This window comes from Macrococcus bovicus (genome assembly GCF_030376725.1).
Taxonomy (GTDB): domain Bacteria; phylum Bacillota; class Bacilli; order Staphylococcales; family Staphylococcaceae; genus Macrococcus; species Macrococcus bovicus.
Genome location: NZ_CP128470.1, coordinates 630,410 through 648,332, shown reverse-complemented (window position 1 = coordinate 648,332; position 17,923 = coordinate 630,410). Strand labels below are relative to the sequence as shown.

Annotated in this window: 22 protein-coding genes; 8 read left to right on the top strand and 14 right to left on the bottom strand. The window is 41.1% G+C overall.

The window, feature by feature from the left end:
- Window positions 1–25: 25 nt before the first annotated feature.
- From QSV55_RS03815 to QSV55_RS03790, 6 genes are all read right to left on the bottom strand, one after another.
- Entirely contained in the window at window positions 26–844 is an 819-nt protein-coding gene (locus QSV55_RS03815) for a DnaD domain-containing protein (protein ID WP_289650760.1), read from the bottom strand.
- Window positions 845–977: 133 nt separating this feature from the next.
- The gene (locus tag QSV55_RS03810; protein ID WP_289650759.1) at window positions 978–1,283 is read right to left on the bottom strand and encodes a hypothetical protein; all 306 of its coding nucleotides are present in this window, start codon (window positions 1,281–1,283) and stop codon (window positions 978–980) included.
- Window positions 1,276–1,575 (bottom strand): type II toxin-antitoxin system toxin TscT, encoded by a 300-nt coding sequence (locus QSV55_RS03805; protein WP_289650758.1) that lies wholly within the window; start codon window positions 1,573–1,575, stop codon window positions 1,276–1,278. Before QSV55_RS03805 ends, QSV55_RS03810 begins: the two co-directional genes overlap by 8 nt.
- The gene (locus QSV55_RS03800) at window positions 1,576–1,761 is read right to left on the bottom strand and encodes a hypothetical protein (RefSeq protein WP_289650757.1); all 186 of its coding nucleotides are present in this window, start codon (window positions 1,759–1,761) and stop codon (window positions 1,576–1,578) included. It lies immediately after the preceding gene.
- A 120-nt stretch (window positions 1,762–1,881) separates the two neighbouring features.
- The gene (locus QSV55_RS03795) at window positions 1,882–2,148 is read right to left on the bottom strand and encodes a helix-turn-helix domain-containing protein (RefSeq protein WP_289650756.1); all 267 of its coding nucleotides are present in this window, start codon (window positions 2,146–2,148) and stop codon (window positions 1,882–1,884) included.
- Window positions 2,149–2,162: 14 nt separating this feature from the next.
- On the bottom strand, window positions 2,163–2,369 hold the full coding sequence (locus QSV55_RS03790; protein WP_289650755.1) for a helix-turn-helix domain-containing protein: 207 nt from the start codon (window positions 2,367–2,369) through the stop codon (window positions 2,163–2,165).
- 154 nt (window positions 2,370–2,523) lie between these two features.
- Between QSV55_RS03790 and QSV55_RS03785 the strand changes: the two genes are divergently transcribed.
- The 4 genes from QSV55_RS03785 to QSV55_RS03770 all read left to right on the top strand — a co-directional run bounded on the left by QSV55_RS03785 (window position 2,524) and on the right by QSV55_RS03770 (window position 5,899).
- Window positions 2,524–3,270: a helix-turn-helix domain-containing protein gene (locus tag QSV55_RS03785; protein ID WP_289650754.1), complete on the top strand. Its 747-nt coding sequence runs from the start codon at window positions 2,524–2,526 to the stop codon at window positions 3,268–3,270.
- A gap of 28 nt (window positions 3,271–3,298) precedes the next feature.
- Entirely contained in the window at window positions 3,299–3,433 is a 135-nt protein-coding gene (locus QSV55_RS03780; protein WP_289650753.1) for a hypothetical protein, read from the top strand.
- Between the two features lie 986 nt (window positions 3,434–4,419).
- Complete coding sequence (locus QSV55_RS03775; protein ID WP_289650752.1) at window positions 4,420–5,655, top strand: tyrosine-type recombinase/integrase; 1,236 nt, start codon at window positions 4,420–4,422, stop codon at window positions 5,653–5,655.
- Between the two features lie 52 nt (window positions 5,656–5,707).
- Window positions 5,708–5,899, top strand: a complete 192-nt coding sequence (locus QSV55_RS03770; protein ID WP_289650751.1) for a hypothetical protein — start codon at window positions 5,708–5,710, stop codon at window positions 5,897–5,899.
- A 727-nt stretch (window positions 5,900–6,626) separates the two neighbouring features.
- Here QSV55_RS03770 and QSV55_RS03765 read toward each other — a convergent pair.
- From QSV55_RS03765 to QSV55_RS03755, 3 genes are read right to left on the bottom strand one after another with little or no spacing between them, the layout of a single operon-like run.
- Window positions 6,627–7,424 carry an NAD kinase gene (locus QSV55_RS03765; RefSeq protein WP_133452331.1) on the bottom strand — a complete coding sequence of 266 codons (798 nt, stop codon included), beginning with the start codon at window positions 7,422–7,424 and terminating at the stop codon, window positions 6,627–6,629.
- An 11-nt stretch (window positions 7,425–7,435) separates the two neighbouring features.
- Complete coding sequence (gene yjbM, locus QSV55_RS03760) at window positions 7,436–8,059, bottom strand: GTP diphosphokinase (protein ID WP_133452332.1); 624 nt, start codon at window positions 8,057–8,059, stop codon at window positions 7,436–7,438.
- A 14-nt stretch (window positions 8,060–8,073) separates the two neighbouring features.
- A complete protein-coding gene (locus QSV55_RS03755; RefSeq protein WP_133452333.1) occupies window positions 8,074–8,418 on the bottom strand; it encodes a UPF0738 family protein in 345 nt (114 codons plus the stop codon).
- A gap of 116 nt (window positions 8,419–8,534) precedes the next feature.
- Between QSV55_RS03755 and QSV55_RS03750 the strand changes: the two genes are divergently transcribed.
- The 3 genes from QSV55_RS03750 to QSV55_RS03740 are packed head-to-tail and all read left to right on the top strand — an operon-like array spanning window position 8,535 to window position 10,327.
- Window positions 8,535–9,125 carry a CYTH domain-containing protein gene (locus QSV55_RS03750; RefSeq protein WP_289650750.1) on the top strand — a complete coding sequence of 197 codons (591 nt, stop codon included), beginning with the start codon at window positions 8,535–8,537 and terminating at the stop codon, window positions 9,123–9,125.
- Between the two features lie 39 nt (window positions 9,126–9,164).
- Window positions 9,165–9,533 carry a globin domain-containing protein gene (locus QSV55_RS03745; RefSeq protein WP_289650749.1) on the top strand — a complete coding sequence of 123 codons (369 nt, stop codon included), beginning with the start codon at window positions 9,165–9,167 and terminating at the stop codon, window positions 9,531–9,533.
- A gap of 14 nt (window positions 9,534–9,547) precedes the next feature.
- Window positions 9,548–10,327 carry a DsbA family protein gene (locus QSV55_RS03740; protein WP_289650748.1) on the top strand — a complete coding sequence of 260 codons (780 nt, stop codon included), beginning with the start codon at window positions 9,548–9,550 and terminating at the stop codon, window positions 10,325–10,327.
- A gap of 520 nt (window positions 10,328–10,847) precedes the next feature.
- On the opposite strand, the gene pepF is transcribed toward QSV55_RS03740, so the two are convergent.
- From pepF to spxA, 4 genes are all read right to left on the bottom strand, one after another.
- Window positions 10,848–12,662: an oligoendopeptidase F gene (pepF, locus tag QSV55_RS03735; RefSeq protein ID WP_289650747.1), complete on the bottom strand. Its 1,815-nt coding sequence runs from the start codon at window positions 12,660–12,662 to the stop codon at window positions 10,848–10,850.
- Window positions 12,663–12,712: 50 nt separating this feature from the next.
- The gene (locus QSV55_RS03730; RefSeq protein WP_289650746.1) at window positions 12,713–13,684 is read right to left on the bottom strand and encodes a competence protein CoiA; all 972 of its coding nucleotides are present in this window, start codon (window positions 13,682–13,684) and stop codon (window positions 12,713–12,715) included.
- A 72-nt stretch (window positions 13,685–13,756) separates the two neighbouring features.
- Entirely contained in the window at window positions 13,757–14,431 is a 675-nt protein-coding gene (gene mecA / locus QSV55_RS03725) for an adaptor protein MecA (protein ID WP_289650745.1), read from the bottom strand.
- Between the two features lie 100 nt (window positions 14,432–14,531).
- A complete protein-coding gene (gene spxA, locus QSV55_RS03720; protein WP_289650744.1) occupies window positions 14,532–14,927 on the bottom strand; it encodes a transcriptional regulator SpxA in 396 nt (131 codons plus the stop codon).
- A gap of 261 nt (window positions 14,928–15,188) precedes the next feature.
- On the opposite strand from spxA, the gene trpS reads away from it, so the two are divergent.
- The gene (gene trpS, locus QSV55_RS03715; protein WP_289650743.1) at window positions 15,189–16,181 is read left to right on the top strand and encodes a tryptophan--tRNA ligase; all 993 of its coding nucleotides are present in this window, start codon (window positions 15,189–15,191) and stop codon (window positions 16,179–16,181) included.
- Window positions 16,182–16,248: 67 nt separating this feature from the next.
- On the opposite strand, the gene QSV55_RS03710 is transcribed toward trpS, so the two are convergent.
- The gene (locus QSV55_RS03710) at window positions 16,249–17,913 is read right to left on the bottom strand and encodes a peptide ABC transporter substrate-binding protein (RefSeq protein ID WP_289650742.1); all 1,665 of its coding nucleotides are present in this window, start codon (window positions 17,911–17,913) and stop codon (window positions 16,249–16,251) included.
- Window positions 17,914–17,923 lie beyond the last annotated feature (10 nt).

Sequence of the window (17,923 nt, the reverse complement as noted above, 5' to 3'; positions counted from 1 at the left end):
TTATCCCTCCGCTTCTTATTCTTTATTAAAATGGCAGATTGTTTTCATCCGGCTCTATGAACTCCATATTTGCGTATGGTGATACAGCGGCCGTCTGTCCTCTGTTATTTGAATAGTTTTTCTTAGCTTCTCGCTGTGCTTCATACTGCTTAACCGCTTCTACAGTCCTTAACTGGTTCTTATTCCAGTCTTTCAGCAGATAGGCGATGAAGCGGTAATCATGATTGTTTGCCAGGGCTGACTTCTCTATAGCATGCTTCATCAGTTCATGGCCGTAATCATCAAAGTCCTGACCAATCTTCTGTAATGTGATCTGTGAAGGGGTCATCTCTATATTTTCCTGGTAGAGATTCAAGATAGTTTTAAATGTGTTGTCGCTGTCGCTTACAACTACATTATTTTCATTATTGACATTATTATCATTATTGTTTGTTTTTTTCTGATTTTGATTTGAATCATTTTTGTTTTTGTTCTGTATCTTTTCAGTGTCATTTATGTGTTTTTTTCTTCCTTCATCAGATTGGTAAAAGTCATAATTGACAATGGTTAGAAGCGTTTTTTTAGTGTCTTTTTTTACCTCTATCATTCCATCTGACTCTAGAAGTTTTAAGAATGCATCTACTTTAGTAGTAGACCATGACCAGCGTTCGCTCAGTTGTCGTAATGATGTTATTCTTTGGCCACGTTTTACAGTAACAAGTTTGCCGTCATGCACGGTTTTATTATCTGAATGATTGACCATTAATAGCATGTCAATCCAAGCTTCAAATCTAGAAAATTTTCTAGCTTCTTCATATAACCAATGTTGTTCTATTGATCGGTGAATGCTTATCCATCCAGTCATCTATCACTCCCTCACTTTCAAATTCATTTAATAATGAGCTGACACGTTTTAGACACGTATCAGCTATAGACAACTTTTTATACAAGTGAAAATCTGTTAAAATGATAGTAGTTATTTACGGAATAACTCGACTCTATTCAGCAGTTTGGTCGCTCTGAGTAGGGTCTTTTTTTATTGCCTGGCTTACTTGCTGATTTTCTTTGATGAGATCATTCACATGGCTTTTAACTGTGTGTAGAATTGACAAAGTGACTAAGCGTGATCTTCGTGACTCTTTAAGCATTTCATGTCTCCATGGGTCAACTTTTCCATAGTTCTCTATAGATCGCTCTAGCTTATCCAGCTCTTCACTTATATATTGCTGTAGTGCTATGACATGCTCGTTAACCTCTGAAATTCTAAGCTCCATATCATCAATTAAACCCGGTAGTTCAATCATGCTTAATCTCTCCTTTGTCATGTGTCTCTGTAAGCAACTTATATAAATTTTCACACACAGCTTTTAACTCTTCCTGGTACTTCTCCATCAAATAAAACTGCTGATCAAGTTTTATACGTTGCTCTGAATAACTGTGGGCGTGCATATCTCTATATTCAGCATCCATTGATGTAAATGAGTAATATTCACCCATAAACCAATGATTCAACTGTCCTAGCCCTGCTAAACGCTCTTGAATGATGCTCAGTTTAGTGACTTCATTATCAAGTTTGAAAAATAGCGATTGTTCCATCTATTCAACCTCCGTAAGCTTATTGATCAAGCTTAAATCCATTTCACAACAAGCAAGATAGCTACCTGTAAAGCCTGGTAGAAGCTCTTTCATAGTCTCAGGCGGAAGATTAGCGATTAGCTTGCCTTTCTTGTATAGATTGAACCAGCCGATGACACTCTTCTTAATAACAACTTGTGTTTTCATGGTTATGATCTCCTTTATTTAATTTGTGTTGATGCTGATTTACACTAATCAACTAGTTATTTAAGACTCACTAACTTAAACTTGAAGCGGCCCAAATATACTCAGTTGCTAGCAGTAACATTACAAATATTTGCGGTGTTTGCTGTATAAGAAGCGTTCAAACTCTTTCAGATTTACCAGAGTGAGAGAAGAAGTTACTTCTATAAAGAGCTGGGGCCATTCGTTAGATCGTTCCGCTTCTTTCAGCCACCTATAAACAGTAGGCTTAGAGACATTATAAATTTTCGCCAGGGTAACGACTTTAGCAAAGCGGGGTTCTATCTCTTTGACTTCTTTTTCATCCATCACGGTATTTTGTGGAGTCGCTACTATTGCTAAGTTACTCATTGTTTCACCTCCTTTTAATAATCGAGCGGGTCTATACCAAGAAATTGATTAGGTGTGATGTTCAAGTAGTCACATAAAACTTGAATAGTTCTCATGTCAGGGTTAGAAGTCTTTTCATGATATAAACCGTTAATAGTAGTTCTACTAATCCCAGTTGCTTTACACAGTTCACTCATATTAATTCTTTTTGCTCCTAATATAAGACTCAGTTTATTTTTCAAATAATCACCCCCTTTTTGTTATTGTTAACTATTATTTGTTAACAAGTACATTATGATTGTACTATTCGACATATTTATTTGTCAATAATTAATATGTTGTTAACAGTGTACAAAATGATTAAGTTATTGTATTATTACGACGAGGTGAAAACTTATGAATTTTGGAGAAATCCTTCGTAAAAATAGGTTAGAAGAGGATTTATCAGTTAATAAGCTGGCTGATTATTCAAATGTTTCAAACGCATATATCAGTAAATTAGAAAATGGAAAAAGAAATTTCCCATCTCTACCTTATATTTTCAATATTGTCGCCGGCTTCAAAAGACATTACAAAGAAAAAAATGATAATCTCTCGAATTGGAGCGATTTTGTAGAGACTGATACTGCGTATCTATTAGATACTTTCTTGAACGCAGATGATAGCAACCTTGATGAAGAGCAAAAAGAATCTGCTTATGATCTATTTGATAGTTTCTATGAAGAGCTATTAAATAAAAGATTGAGTTATAACAAAACTATTTCAAACGATATTTTTCAAAATAAAGTTGAAGTAAATTCTAACGGGACAAAAATAGAAACTCTCAATAAACCGTACTATGATTTAGCTTGGCTCTTAACACAAAAGGAATATAAAGTCTTCTTTGGCCGAGATTTTATATTTGAACCCAATATTTATGACCCTGACCATCTTTCTCCGGAAGAAATGTTTTTTTATAACACGTTAAATTCAGAGGATTTAGAAACTATTTACAAAATTATTCAAGTATTCTTGGAAAATAAATATAGTAAGATTAACGATTCTGAAAGATTTTTTGAAGAAGTCACTAATGAAGAAAATGTTAAAAAAATAAATTTCGATATACATGAATTTGTTAGCGATATTCATTATGAGGATCTGTAAATAAACCACTAAGATAAGGAGGCTCAACATGAAGCGGACATTACAGCAGTTAAATCGCCCTGGCATTGAAACACTTAATCAATCATCACAATTTAATAACGTCCGTTCTGAATTTCCTGTTAAGCTAAGTCTTTTTGTTATGGACTTTTTTAACCGCTTCTGAGGATGTGCATATAAAACACCGACTACAAGCGTATTTATAACTACACTTGTTGAAAGGGGTCGGCATTTCACCGCATCCCTGAAAAATTAACTGCTTCTACAGATAGATCTGCTCAATGTTCTCCAGGCTAGGTTGTAACGACTACTTACCCCCTTTCACTAATAGCAAAATAAGCTGTAACTTTATGTATTACTCAAAATTGAGTAATACCTTAAACCATCACTCTAAGAATCATTGGTTAGAGGTTAGCCCAATTTTGGGTAGTCCTAAGTGATTATTATGCCTTCAATTAGGACCTTGGTATAAAAGTAAAACAAGCGTCCACATTTGGACCTATTACACAGCCCTCATCATTTATTAACTATCCGCTCATTTTTGAGCGGGTACAATGAGTGCAAAACTGTACCGATCTACAAGGCTCAAATTTGAGACTTGCCATCTTATATACTGTCAGTCATTTTAGTCTAATAGCTCTATAACCAATAGTTATAATGCTCTCACATTTGAGGACTGTTGAATAATTCTCAACCCGCTCAAAAGTGAGCCGCTTCAAATATATAATTACAGCTAACGCAATTTTGTGTTTACCTGTTGCTCTTTTTTGAGCGATAGCTATTTTCTGCACCTATATACAGTCAACAAATTTAAGTCTTATCATCTTCTATACTGTCAGTCATTTTAGGCTAACAGCTGTATAACCAATAGTTATAATGCCCTCACATTTTGAGGACTATTGAATAATTCTCAACCCGCTCATTTTTGAGCTCGTTCAAAGATTTGATTACAGCCAACACAATTTTGCGTTTACCTTTCATCCTTTTCTAATTAAATACATTGCTTACTCAAAATTGAGTAACCATTAATAAAAAACATTGCATCATAATCATGTAATCAGCTGTATCAGTACTGTTATTCAATCAGTCGAACTATTAACGATCTGACTGCTTCTATCGTGGCCAGGCATACTATATAAGGTGGTGGAATACATGTGGAATGAGAAGTTTACTAATAAGGACGATCAAGAGCAGTACCGCTTCTATGAGAAGTACAAGGACCCGTTAACGGATAAGTGGAAGCGTGTCAGTGTTGTAATGAACAAGGACACTAAGCCAGCTCAGAGAGAGGCTAAGAAGCGGTTAGAAGAGAAGATAAAGAATAAGTTAGATGACAAGACACCTATCTCATTGAAGTCATTGACGTTTCACCAGGCATGTGATGAGTGGTTTGAACGCTACAAAATAATATCGGGGTCTAAGCAGTCCACCATTAGAACGAAATATCATCGAGTAGATCATATCAAGCGAAGCATAGACAGCGACATATTAGTTAAGAGCATGAACGCTTCTACCTTTCAGCATCTAATAGATAGCCTGATAAATGATAATATATGCTATAAAGGCGTCAAGGACTCTATGAGCATCATTAAAAACATAATGAAGTATCTACAGAAAAAATATAAGCTGGCTGATATATCTTATCTTGATGATGTACAGATACCTAAACAGGCAAAGACTCGAGAAGAAGTAAAAGCTAAAAGAGAGAACTATCTCGAAATGAACGAGATCATGATGATAGTTGATAAGCTGAACGATATGGCCAGCAAGAAGAAAGCTGGGAGCTATATCCGCTCTAATATGATGAGTGCTTATATAGTGGAGTTCATGGCTTTAAATGGCATGCGTATAGGGGAACTATTAGCTATACAGCCGGAAAATATCGACTTTGAAGCTCAGACACTGGAGATTGATGGAACGATTCACTGGATTCAAGATGAAGACGGCCACGGCATCAAGGACACGACAAAGACAGAGGCATCCTACAGAACTATCTCGCTGACAAGTAGAAGCTGTGACATATTGCGTAAGGTCATGCTAGAGAACAAGAAAGCTTTACAGTGGGAGAATGAATATACAGATAGAGGGTTTATCTTTACTAATCACTTTGGCAATCCTATGGGTCTTTCTTCTATAAACCGTAACATCAAGCTGGCTATTGAAGATATTAAGGATGACCAGGGCAAACGACTGATCACCAAACATGTAACCACTCACACGTTACGACATAGCCACATTTCATTATTAAGTCAGCTGGGTATATCACTACGGGCCATAATGGATAGGGTCGGCCACACTGACCATAAGACAACATTACAGATATACAGCCATGTGACTGAGCAGATGGATAAGGATATGATGACTAAGCTGGAAGCGGTCAGCAATTAGAAAATACCCTACGTCCATAATCGGAAGTATCTATAGTTAAGGAGATGAAGACATGACAGATCCAATTACATTCATATTGACTAGTATCATCATGCTTACTGTGTTTGTTGTATTGTTTGCCATTACAGACCGGGCATTAAATCATTTCTCAAAGGTAAAACACCCATTTGATTTAAAATTTGCTGTTATAAACGGCATTGTAGTAATGGTTTTCTATTATATTTTTAGTAGATATCTAGTTTAGAATCGATTTATTTATGAAATAAGAAGCGGTTAACACTCTACTGACCAGGGCATAATGATGCTCTATAAGTTGATAAGGTTGAACCGCTTCTTTTATTGTTTTCATTATATGACTTGATTAATGTACCTTGTTAATCACTGTAGTCAATTAGAAATACTATCTCTCATAATCCCATCTTAATAATATGAAAAAAATTGATATACGCCCCCCGGGTAAAAATAAGCCGGACGACCCTGGGAGACCGGACAGGTGGGGCTACAAAAACTACGAGGCTCACACGCATGACCCCCCTCCCCTTTTTTCAGAACACTTATAATTAGTTACAGCATTTACATAGAAGTTGAGCTAAGTTGCCATCTTAATTGAAAAGCTCGTAATTTTATTTATAAGTTATGCTCCTAAAGGTGTGGAACAATATTCCTATCCCAAAGGTAAGAGCCTAATAACTGCTTACTCCCACTTCCATTAACCAGCCCAAATTTGGGCTGGCTCCATTCCTCTACCAATCGCCCAGGTTATGTGTAAGTATTGTTTACCCTGATCTGCCCGCTTCCAGGTAGATGCTATCCAAATTTAGGACTGCACACCTCTTAAAAATCATATTTCTATCTCTGAGCGTATCCAGTAATTAAACAAGTTTGCCCTTTTTCTGCCCTTTTTAATACCTCAAATAACCAAAAAGAATCCTCTAACGCTTGTCGTTAAAGGATTCTTTGAATTTTAATTATTATTCACTCGCAATAAAGGAATCATGCACGCGTTTCCAGAAAGGAAATGGACGGAAACGGGCAAATCTTATTTTCTCGTCTGCTACCCGGTACTGGATGGACTTAATACCTTGATGTTCACTTGTGATGTGATCAATCGTCAGCATAAATTTCCCCTTATTCACCGGGGTGACTTGAAGTGTATGATGCTTCGGCAGGATCAGCGGACTGCCGACTGTCCGGAACACACGGTTGTTGATGGAAGCGATCTCCGTCATCTGCATCGCTTCCAGTGACGGATGCATCAGCGCACCGCCCAGCGCTTTATTATACGCTGTAGACCCGCTAGGCGTAGACAGACAGAGTCCGTCTCCTCTGAAACGTTCAAAGTGCTGGCCGCGAATATCCACATCAACGACCAGTGTCGCACCGTTATGGGTTTTGATAGTCGCTTCATTCAGAGCGAGAAATCGTGTTTCGCGCCCCTGTTCGTAACGCACGATTGTTTCAATCAGCGGATACTCTATGCGCAGCATCGGTTCATTCTTGATGGCGATGATCAGCTTTTCGACTTCATGCGGCAGCCAGTCTGCATAGAAACCCAGATGACCTGTGTGAATACCGACGAAGCTGCAGTCATCCAGCCGATGACTGTATGTATGGAAAGCCTGGAGAAGCGTCCCGTCGCCTCCGACAGAAATGACGATGTCCGGCTCCTCAGTATCCTGAATCATATCGAAGTCCTTCATATAACTCATCATCTTCTGTTTAAGGGCATCACTTTTTGAATCGCCTTTAGATAATATCGCAAATTTCATATGCGTTCTCCTTATCGTTCACTTCGTTGTTCGGTATAGAACTTCTGCGCTTCAATAATCTCTTCCCGGATCTCAGACATCTCCTGGTCGAGCAGATAGGCCGCCTCTGCCGCGTTTTCAAGACGCGTCTGAATCTGCGGCGGATAATCACCGTCGTATTTGTAACGGAGCGTGTGTTCAATCGTCGCCCAGAAATTCATGGCAAGTGTGCGTATCTGTATCTCCGCCAGAATAAATTTCTGGCCTTCAAGCGTCTCGATCGGATAACGGATGATGACATGATAGGAACGATAGCCGCTTTCCTTTGTCTCCTTGATGTAATCCCGCTCCTCAACCACTTCAAAATCTTTGCGGTCACGCAGCAGCTGAACGACTGTGTCAATGTCATCAACGAACTGACACATCATTCTGAGACCCGCGATATCATACATTTCCTCAGACAGTTTATCGAATGGAATTCCCCTTTGGTTGGCCTTTTCGATGATACTCGGAATCGGCTTCACCCGACCTGTCACAAATTCTATCGGTGAAGAAAGCCCCGCTGACTGATACTGCTTGCGGATCCCTTTTAACTTCATTTTAAGTTCATCTATCGCCTGTTTATAAGGCGCTAAAAATATGTCCCATTGATTCATACGGACTCACCCCTTTATAACGCGAATACCTCTTCTACTTTCTCGGTAAATGCTTTGCCGTAGTTATGGTTATCTTTAATATTGTCGAGTAATAATTCAAATTCCTCAGCGAAACGGATCAGTTCAATCGTTCCGTATAAATACCAGTCTTTGTCCTTATACTGGCTCATCATCTCCCACGTCTCTTCTACGAAACGGAGATGCTGGTAACGTGCGCCATCATCCAGCTGATAGACGAACTGAAAATGATCGCTGTCTGTAATCATCTGACCGGTCGCTGTCAGCTCAAGTGGCTCCTCTGCAGTAAAGACATGGACCTGATCATCCACTAACTTGATTTCATTAACATGTAAATTCATTATAATCTCTCCTTTGACAAACATATTTTATCACAAAAAAGCGCTTCAATATAGAGAATCCCTCTGACTTTACTTCAAATAGATTGTCCGCCATAATAAGTGTTGGAGGGGATAACGTGGAAGAATTAGAAATTGAATTCAAGAATTTAATCGACTACCCTGTATACGACCGGCTACGCAATACTTATTTTAAAGAAGCGGCAGTGATCACTCAGACGAACTTTTATATAGATAACGCCCATGAAGAGATTGCGGCAGCACGCATTGCACTTCGTATTCGCGATACAGGTGACAGTCTGATGATGACACTGAAAATCCCGCAGGAAATCGGTATCATGGAATATCACGGCGAGATTCATCCTGCGATTCTCGATGAAGAGCATATCGATGAAAATCAGCTGCCTGAGAATATCAGACAGCAGCTGGAATCACATGGTATTGCGCTGGACTCTCTCTCTATCGTCGGTGCATTGTCGACAGAACGACGCGAGATTCCTTATGACGGCGGTCTGCTTGTGCTCGATGCCAGCCATTACCTGGATACAGAGGATTTCGAGCTGGAATATGAGGTGTCTGACTACGAGAGCGGCTTAGAGAAGTTTGAGACTTTTCTCTCTCAGCAAGGCATCCAGTCCAAGAAACCCCTCAACAAAATTCAGCGCTTCTACGCCAGACATAAAGCGCTTACAAGCAAATCACTTTCATAATTCCATATAAGTGATATATTAGAGTAAAGGACGAAAAATATGGTTACACCTTATGAAGCAATCGGGCAGGATACTCTTGAAGCCATCATCGATCGCTTCTACTCTTATGTAGAAGCCGATGCAAGAATCAATCATCTTTTCTCAGGTGACTTTGCCGAGACCGCCCGCAAACAGAAGCAGTTTTTAACACAGTTTTTAGGAGGACCTTCTCTTTATACAGCAGAGCACGGTCATCCTATGCTCAGAATGCGCCATCTTCCTTTTAAAATCACAACATTCGAACGTGATGCCTGGATCGACGATATGACCCGTGCACTGCATGATTTCGATATGGACAGTGAACTCAGAACATTTATATTGGAGCGTCTCAAAATGACTGCCACACATATGGTGAATTCTGAAGAATAAACGCAGGTGATTGCATGAAACCTTTACAGCTTATTGAATGCCAGACGAATATTCCACTGCAGCCGTTAAAGAAGATTGAGATCTATTCTTTTTTCGATCCCTTCTGCAAGGACAGCTGGGAACTGAAGTCTATCCTTCGTAAACTGCAAATTGAATATAACCCGTATATAGAGATCAAGCATATCTTACTGCCGACATTGCGCATCCTGACAAAATGCCAGGCACAGAGCACGACGGAAGATGATAATATCGCACTCGCCTATAAGGCCGCTGAACTCCAGGGACGTAAGAAAGCTGCTATGTTTCTGCGCTACCTGCAGAATGAGACCATGACGAAAAATGATATTATCACGCGCGAGCTTTTGATGCAGTCAGCAGCGAAGGCACAGCTGGATCTTGATACTTTTGCTGAGGACATCAGAAGTATTCATGTCACGAACTCGCTGAAAGTCGACCAGCATATCGCCCGTGAGATGGAAGTGACGATGTCTCCGACGCTTGTTTTCTTCAATGAGAATTATGAGGACGACGGACTGAAAGTAGAAGGCGTCCAGCCGTATGCCATCTATACGTATATCATCAATGAACTCATTGAAATGGACATCGAGAAAGAGCTGCCACCTGCCATCTATGATTATATCGCGCAAAATGAACTCGTCAGTGAGACAGAGCTTGATATCATTTATGAATGGCCGAAGAAGATACTGGACCGTGAACTGAAGAAGCTGAAGTTAATGAATTTGATCGAAGAAGTCAATTATAATGACAATAAATACTGGCGTAAAAAAGAGTGATCATCCCGTGTGATGGTCACTCTTTTCTTCTTTATGGAATTGTTTGAATATGAGTGGTGCTTTATATGATGTATCGTCCCGCAGATCCCGTTTGCGGGACGTTGCTTTATAGGATGCGCTGCGGATTCACCGGGTATCGTCCCGCAGATCCCGTTTGCGGGACGTTGCTTTATAGGATGCGCTGCGGATTCACCGGGTATCGTCCCGCAGATCCCGTTTGCGGGACGTTGCTTACAGGATGCGCTGCGGGTTCCTTGTGTATCGTCCCGCAAATCCTGTTTGCGGGACGTTGCTCAGGCTATCGCTCTCTCTATCCTTCTCTTCCTTAAAAAAAGACAAAAAAAAATACCGTGTCTGTATACACGGTATTTTAAACAAAGGGGATGGGAGAAATTTTCACTCAAACAAAGGGGTATGTTTGGTATGTGATAAATTTCATATTGGTAATATATCATGATTTTCATATCATCGCAATAATATATATCCAACTTCACATTATTGTCATAATGAAAGCGTTTTATTACCTGTTATACATTTTTTTGATTAATTTTTCAAACTCATCTAAGCGTGTTTCAAAGACTTTGCAGGCCTGTTCTATAGGTTCGCTTGTTGTCATATCAACACCCGCCTTCTTCAATACCTCGATCGGATAATCTGAGCTGCCGGCTTTCAGGAACTCATTTATATAACGCTCGACTGCCGGCTTCCCTTCAGAGAGAATCTGATTGCTTAAGGCTAATGCCGCACTGTAGCCTGTCGCATACTGATACACATAGTAGTTGTAGTAGAAGTGCGGGATACGACTCCACTCTTTAGAGATATTGTCGTCTGTTTCCACCGCATCGCCGTAATACTTCTGATTCAGCTTGCCATATTCCGCATTCAGACGTTCTCCGGTCAACGGCTCATTATTCTGGGCAAGTGTATGGATCAAGTGCTCGAATTCAGCGAACATGGTCTGTCTGAAGACGGTCCCTTTAAAGCCTTCCAGCTGATAGTTAAGTAAATATAATTTTTTCTTCTCATCTGTCAGCTTCTGATACATATGATGGGCGAGCAGCGCTTCATTACAAGTTGAGGCCACTTCAGCGACAAAGATCGAGTAGCCCGACATATTGGACGGCTGATTTTTTCTTGAGAAATAACTGTGAGCTGAATGACCGAACTCATGGGTTAGTGTAAAGGTATTGTTCACCGTATCTGTCCAGTTCATCAGAATGAATGGATTCGTGCCATATGAACCAGATGAATACGCACCGCTTCGTTTTCCTTTATTCTCATAGACATCGACCCAGCGATTGTTCAGGCCCTCCTCGATAACAGCTGTATACTCCTCACCCATCGGTTCAAGTGATTCAAGTACCCATTTCTTCGCTTCTTCATAAGTCACTTCAAATTTCTCATCCTGTACGAGCGGTGTGTACATATCGTACATCTTCATCTCTTCCAAGCCGAGCAGTTCCTTACGCAGCTTCGTATAGCGATGTAAGAGCGGCAGATGTTCATGAATCGTCTTGATCAGATTATCGTAGACCGCCTCAGGAATATCATTGTTGCTCAGCGCCTGCTGCCGCGGCGAATCATAGTGTCTCACTTTACTAGAGAATACCGCGGCTTTCACTTTACCGCTCAATGTCTGCGACAAGGTATTATTGAACTGACCATAGGCACGGTACACTTCATTATATGCATTTTCGCGGAGAACGCGGTCTTCTGACTCCAAATATTTGCTGTACGTCCCTTGTGATAAAGGATGCATCTGACCGTCTTTATCCGCGACATCTTCAAATTTCAGGTCAGCATTGTTGAACATACCGAATACATTACTCGGAGTAGACAGCGCCTCACTCGCCTCAGCTAAAATCTTTTCTTCCTTATCAGACAGGACGTGCGCTTTCTTTTTCATGATACGCTCCAGATCAAACTTGTAGCGCTCAAGCTCCGGCTTCTCCTCTATAAAGCTGGCGATTGTCTTTTCGTCGATCGTCATCAGCTCCGGCAGCATAAAACTCCAGGCGCTGGATAACTTGGCAGCAAGTGAGGCCGCACGCTGTTCCATCCCTGCATAATGGGCATCAGATGTATCCTGATCATGCTTTAAGTGTGCATATGTATAGACCTTGCCTAATTGCTCATCAATCTCACTATCCAGTAGGAGCGCCTGATATAAAGTCTCCGCACTGTCTCCGAGGTGGCCCTTGACTTCTTCCTCGCGCCCGATGTAACTTTCCGTCTCTTTCAATGCGGCTTCAAAAGCGGCATCGTCTTTAAAGATAGTGGTTAAATCCCATGTGTTTTCTAATTTCTGTTCTGCTCTAGTGATTAGTTCAGCCATATACTTTCCTCCAAAAAATAGATTATTTTAATTTTCTCACTTTTCAGTCATTAATGCACGCATAAATTCTTATAAGCGGCTAAATACTGTGCGACGAGGTCAGCTGCCAGCTCATGCTCAGTAAAATGCGTATGCACACCGTAATAATCCAGCTGCTCCGCAAATCGCTCCACTGAATAAGTCTTCTTCTTCAGCATCAGAAGCAGGGCACTCTGCCAGGTGATGGGATGCGTCCTTATATAGAACTGAAGCGGCACCACAATACCGATAGATAACGGCAAAGTCCGGTGATTGATGCCCAGCTGATAGAGGGCGCTCAGTGTCGGTTCCCTTACATCCTTCATCTGTAGACAGCGTCTGATGAAACTGTTCTGCAGCGCTCTTGTTATACGATAAGATTGTCTGACAACGGCTCTTTCACGCGTGAACGACTCAAAACCTGTCACCTTATATCTCTCATATGTCACAGCAAGTGTCGGCGTGACATCACGCAGCTGATAGCAATAGAACTGATCCTCACTCTTATGGTAGCTGAAGAGCTGCATACGCTCAGTCGTGACGAGCGAGCGCTGAAATGCCGTCAGCTTCAGTGCCCCGCCTGTCCGCGATAAAGCCTCATCATCTGTTATCCAGATGACAGCCATATTCAATTGTCTGTACCCCGCGCTCCTGCGTAATATGGCATCGACCGGGATGACAGACAGCTGCAGCTCGACGGCAAGCATCCTATCTACCAGGATATCCGGTATCTGTTCGATCTCACTCAGAAAATATTCCATACTGACCTGATGCTCTCTCGCCATATCATAGAGATGATGCTTCCCCTGCAGGTGTGCGGGTGATTCTGTCTTATAGCTTGATTTATGACAGTCAATCACACGCTGATGCGAGAAATGTGCAATCTTATAGCGACCCTGCTTCAAGGTCACGGGTTTCAGACATACCGGACAGCGATAGCGAACCTTTAGATCAGCCTGATGTGCATGCGTATAGATGCCCGCTTCTGTGACAGCGATCAACATAAAAACACCCCCTACTTAATAATCGTAGAGAGTGGACATTTTTATTTTTAAAGTTTCTGTAGTTTGTGTAAATTATACTGAGAAATAATGTCTCACTTGACGACGCACATTATGACTCATAATGACTTTACCGTATTCCTCAAGCATCGGATGATTCATCTTAGAAGGATTCGCGTACTCAAACAGATGCGCCACATAGTTGTCCATCGCGTCTTCTGTAGCCCGGTTGTCAAAATGAACATAATAATAATATTTGTTGTCATACATATAGAGCAAGTCTTCCATATCCACTTCCATGCTGTCCGCATGACTGAACTGAATGACTTCTTCCAGGCTGCGGAACTCTGCGACTAATTCACGGCTTTCCTTACGTGTATTTGTCTCTGATGCTCTATCCAGTAATTCCGCTACGCCGTGGTTATGTTCCAGCGCTTTATTTAAATATTCATTGACCTGATATTCAAGCTGATCAGCTGTCTCTTCTTCAGGAAGGTGCAGGAAATCATCATGCTTTGACTTCGTCACAACGAATTCGATCCCTTTGTCGAAAGCATGTACCTGAATCCATAGAGGACCTTCGACCGTAAACTCCTCTTCTTCATTGATTTCTTCCATCATGGACCAGAAGAATTCTTCCCCTTTACGACGGTTCATCCACAGGTCATCCTGCCTGAAACCTCGTTCTTCAATATCACGATAAGTCAGATAAAATTTAATCGTTGACTCATTAATGCGTTCTATTCTCATCCCAATACCTCCTTACCGATGAGTAGTATCATTATTGTATTATACTCACCGGTAAAAACCTAACAATTTGATTAAAAAAAGCTACCTCCAAGGAGGCAGCTTAGTCAACCATACGTTGAGCTTCAAGAAGCTGGAATGTACGGACTTTACGTGGTAGGAAACGACGGATCTCATCTTCGTTATAGCCGACTTGCAGACGTTTTTCGTCCAGGATGATCGGACGACGAAGGAGTCCCGGGTTGTCCTGGATAATCTGATAAAGTTCCTGCAGCGGCATCGCATCGATATCGACATTTAATTTCTGGAACGTTTTAGAACGTGTTGAGATAATCTCGTCTGTTCCGTCTTCTGTCATGCGTAAAATTGCTTTTATTTCGTCAATTGATAAATTTTCTGAGAAAATATTGCGCTCCGTATACGGAATATCATGTTCTTGTAACCATGCTTTCGCTTTACGGCAAGATGTGCAACTAGGTGAAGTAAATAATGTTACCATACATCTCACACTCCTAATAGTTTTAATTGAGATTAGTGATGAATCATTTAATTCTCTATTCCCTCGTGTCAAGTCATTAAACCTGATACCAGAAATTCCATCTGCTAACCTTATGACTTTATTATAATGAAAGAAAATGAGAATTAAATGAGAAAAATGAATTAATTTTCATTTTTCAAGAATTTTTCGCAAAGTCGTCATATTTAACGTCAGGCTGAAATAGTGTACAATATAACAAACACTTTGAAAAGGAGCCTCGCTATGGAAACTTTATTTTCAGGCATTCAACCGAGTGGTATTCCGACAATCGGCAACTACATCGGTGCACTCAAACAATTCGTCGATATCCAGGACGATTATGAATGCTATTTCTGCATCGTCGATCAGCATGCTATCACAGTCCCTCAAGATAAGAAGGCACTTCGCAATAATATCCGTTCACTTGCTGCACTCTATCTCGCAAGCGGCATCGATCCTGATAAGGCTACGCTCTTCATTCAGTCGGAAGTACCGGCTCATGCGCAGGCCGGCTGGATGCTGACATCTATCTCGACTATCGGCGAACTGGAGCGTATGACTCAGTATAAGGATAAAGCGAAAGACCGTAAAGAAGGCATTCCTGCCGGTCTGCTCACCTATCCGCCGCTCATGGCTGCCGACATTCTGTTATACAGCACTAAGATCGTTCCTGTCGGTGATGACCAGAAGCAGCATCTTGAGCTGACCAGAGACCTCGCAGAACGTTTTAATGCGCGCTATAATGACATCTTCACGATCCCTGAAGTCCGCATGCCGAAAGTCGGTGGTCGTGTCATGAGTCTGCAGGAACCGACTAAGAAGATGAGCAAGTCTGACAGCAATACAAAGGGCTTTATCTCCCTGCTTGATCCACCGGCCACCGTCGCGAAGAAAATCAAGAGCGCCGTTACGGATTCTGAAGGCGTCGTCAAATTTGATACAGAGAACAAACCGGGAATCTCCAACCTGCTGACCATCTACTCTATATTCAGCGGTGAGACGATTGAAGCGCTTGAATCAAAATATGCCGGCAAAGGCTACGGCGAATTTAAAAGTGATCTCGCTGAAGTCGTCGCAGACTTTATCACACAGTTCCAGGAAAAATATCAGTATTATATGGAGTCGGACGAACTGGATGCCATTTTAGACCGCGGTGCCGAGAAAGCGAGCCTAAAAGCGAATAAGATGCTGAAAAAAATGGAGAATGCGATGGGCCTCGGCCGTAAACGCAAATAAATCACGGTCTTCTGACCGTGATTTTTATATTCAAAAAAGGAGCAATCAGCTGATTGCTCCTTTCATATTATTTCTTGCCTTCGATGTAAGTTTCTTTAAGCGTAGTGTCCCCAGCAAATTTGTGAGTCACATAGTTCTTCACGTAAGGTTGAACTAAACGAGCCGCTCCACGTTGGTACATCGGGATGAGAGCTGCATCTTCTAAGAATAAGTTCTCAGCATCTTGTAATGTAGTCCAGCGTTTTTCTGGGTCAGCAAGTAACGTTGTTTTACCTTCTTTGATCAGTTTGTCGTACTCTTTGTTAGAGTAGTTCATCTGGTTGTGCGGTCCGCCAGTAACAAACATATCAAGGAATGTCATCGCATCTGGATAGTCAGGACCCCAACCAGCGAATGCGATATCGTAGTTACCTTTAGATTCTAAGTCAAGCTTCTGTTTGAATGGCTGTTGCTTGATAGTGATAGAGACGCCTGGTAAGTTCGTTTCAATTTGATCTTTGAAGTACTCTGCATCTTTCTTAGATGTATCAGCATCGTACGTTAATAACTCGAAGTCAAATTTATCTTTACCCAGTTCTTTTTTCGCTGCGTCATATGCTTTCTTAGCTGCAGCTGTATCGTAGTTAAGTGGTGATTTGATGCCGTCATGGAAGTCTTCGCCTGCTTCATTTTTCAGGAAATCTTTTGGCGTTAAGCTGTCTGTCGCTTCAGAACCGTTATTCAATAATGTTTTAACATATTTTTCTTTGTCGATTGATTTTGCTAAAGCTAAACGCAGGTTTTTGTTCGCAAGGTCTTTATTCTTTTCATTCAGACGCATGAAGTAAGTAGATGATTGTAATTCAGTTGAGAAGTTCGGATCATTTTTGTATTTAGAAACTTGCTCAGCTGTTAAACCGACACGGTCAACTTTACCTGTTGTGTAAAGGTTAAGACCTGTCTGCTGGTCTTTAACGATTGTGTAGTTCACTTCATCTAATTTTACTTTGTCTTTATCCCAGTACTCTTTGTTAGGTGTCAGCTGGAACTTTTCTTCTGTTTTCCAGTCATTCAGAACGAATGGTCCATTGTAAATGACATCGTCTTTAGATGTTCCGTATTTATCCCCTTTTTCTTTGACGAACTTTTCATTCTGAGGCATGAACGTACCGAACGCTAACAGTTCTTGGAAGTATGGTACATTTGACTCTAACTGAATTTCAAGTGTATGGTCATCAATCGCTTTAACACCCAGCTCATCAGGTTTCATCTTGCCTGAGTTGACTGCTTCAGCATTTTTCAGGTCATACATCACATAGGCATACTCAGATGCAGTTTTCGGATCTAATGTACGTTTCCAGGCAAATTCGAAGTCTTTAGCTGTAACAGGGTCGCCGTTAGACCATTTTGCGTCTTCACGTAATTTGATCGTCCAAGTCTTACCGTCTTTAGACTTTTCTGGTTCGCCTTCTGCCACACCTGGCACCGCTTTGTCATCTTTGTCTAAAGTGTACAGACCTTCATAGACCTGGTTGAAGACATTGAATGAAACTTGGTCAGTTGCGATAGATGAGTCAAGAGATGGAATATCTGAACCTTCCAGTAAGTTCAGGACTTGTTTCTCTCCGCCGCCTGAGCCGCTTGATGCGTCTTTATTTGCATCTTTATTATCTCCGCCGCCTGATGAACATGCTGCTGTGAAACCTGAAACTGCGATTAATGATGCCAAGAATAATGAACTTTGTTTCTTCATGAGTGTGCCC

Coding starts and splice junctions, on each gene's coding strand:
- QSV55_RS03710 (WP_289650742.1), bottom strand. CDS start 17,913: ATGAAGAAACAAAGTTCATTATTCTTGGCATCATTAATCGCAGTTTCA.
- yjbM (WP_133452332.1), bottom strand. CDS start 8,059: ATGAATCAATGGGACATATTTTTAGCGCCTTATAAACAGGCGATAGAT.
- QSV55_RS03745 (WP_289650749.1), top strand. CDS start 9,165: ATGGTTACACCTTATGAAGCAATCGGGCAGGATACTCTTGAAGCCATC.
- QSV55_RS03785 (WP_289650754.1), top strand. CDS start 2,524: ATGAATTTTGGAGAAATCCTTCGTAAAAATAGGTTAGAAGAGGATTTA.
- spxA (WP_289650744.1), bottom strand. CDS start 14,927: ATGGTAACATTATTTACTTCACCTAGTTGCACATCTTGCCGTAAAGCG.
- QSV55_RS03800 (WP_289650757.1), bottom strand. CDS start 1,761: ATGAAAACACAAGTTGTTATTAAGAAGAGTGTCATCGGCTGGTTCAAT.
- QSV55_RS03775 (WP_289650752.1), top strand. CDS start 4,420: ATGTGGAATGAGAAGTTTACTAATAAGGACGATCAAGAGCAGTACCGC.
- QSV55_RS03755 (WP_133452333.1), bottom strand. CDS start 8,418: ATGAATTTACATGTTAATGAAATCAAGTTAGTGGATGATCAGGTCCAT.
- QSV55_RS03805 (WP_289650758.1), bottom strand. CDS start 1,575: ATGGAACAATCGCTATTTTTCAAACTTGATAATGAAGTCACTAAACTG.
- QSV55_RS03795 (WP_289650756.1), bottom strand. CDS start 2,148: ATGAGTAACTTAGCAATAGTAGCGACTCCACAAAATACCGTGATGGAT.
- QSV55_RS03815 (WP_289650760.1), bottom strand. CDS start 844: ATGACTGGATGGATAAGCATTCACCGATCAATAGAACAACATTGGTTA.
- trpS (WP_289650743.1), top strand. CDS start 15,189: ATGGAAACTTTATTTTCAGGCATTCAACCGAGTGGTATTCCGACAATC.
- pepF (WP_289650747.1), bottom strand. CDS start 12,662: ATGGCTGAACTAATCACTAGAGCAGAACAGAAATTAGAAAACACATGG.
- QSV55_RS03780 (WP_289650753.1), top strand. CDS start 3,299: ATGAAGCGGACATTACAGCAGTTAAATCGCCCTGGCATTGAAACACTT.
- QSV55_RS03740 (WP_289650748.1), top strand. CDS start 9,548: ATGAAACCTTTACAGCTTATTGAATGCCAGACGAATATTCCACTGCAG.
- QSV55_RS03765 (WP_133452331.1), bottom strand. CDS start 7,424: ATGAAATTTGCGATATTATCTAAAGGCGATTCAAAAAGTGATGCCCTT.
- QSV55_RS03770 (WP_289650751.1), top strand. CDS start 5,708: ATGACAGATCCAATTACATTCATATTGACTAGTATCATCATGCTTACT.
- QSV55_RS03730 (WP_289650746.1), bottom strand. CDS start 13,684: ATGTTGATCGCTGTCACAGAAGCGGGCATCTATACGCATGCACATCAG.
- mecA (WP_289650745.1), bottom strand. CDS start 14,431: ATGAGAATAGAACGCATTAATGAGTCAACGATTAAATTTTATCTGACT.
- QSV55_RS03810 (WP_289650759.1), bottom strand. CDS start 1,283: ATGATTGAACTACCGGGTTTAATTGATGATATGGAGCTTAGAATTTCA.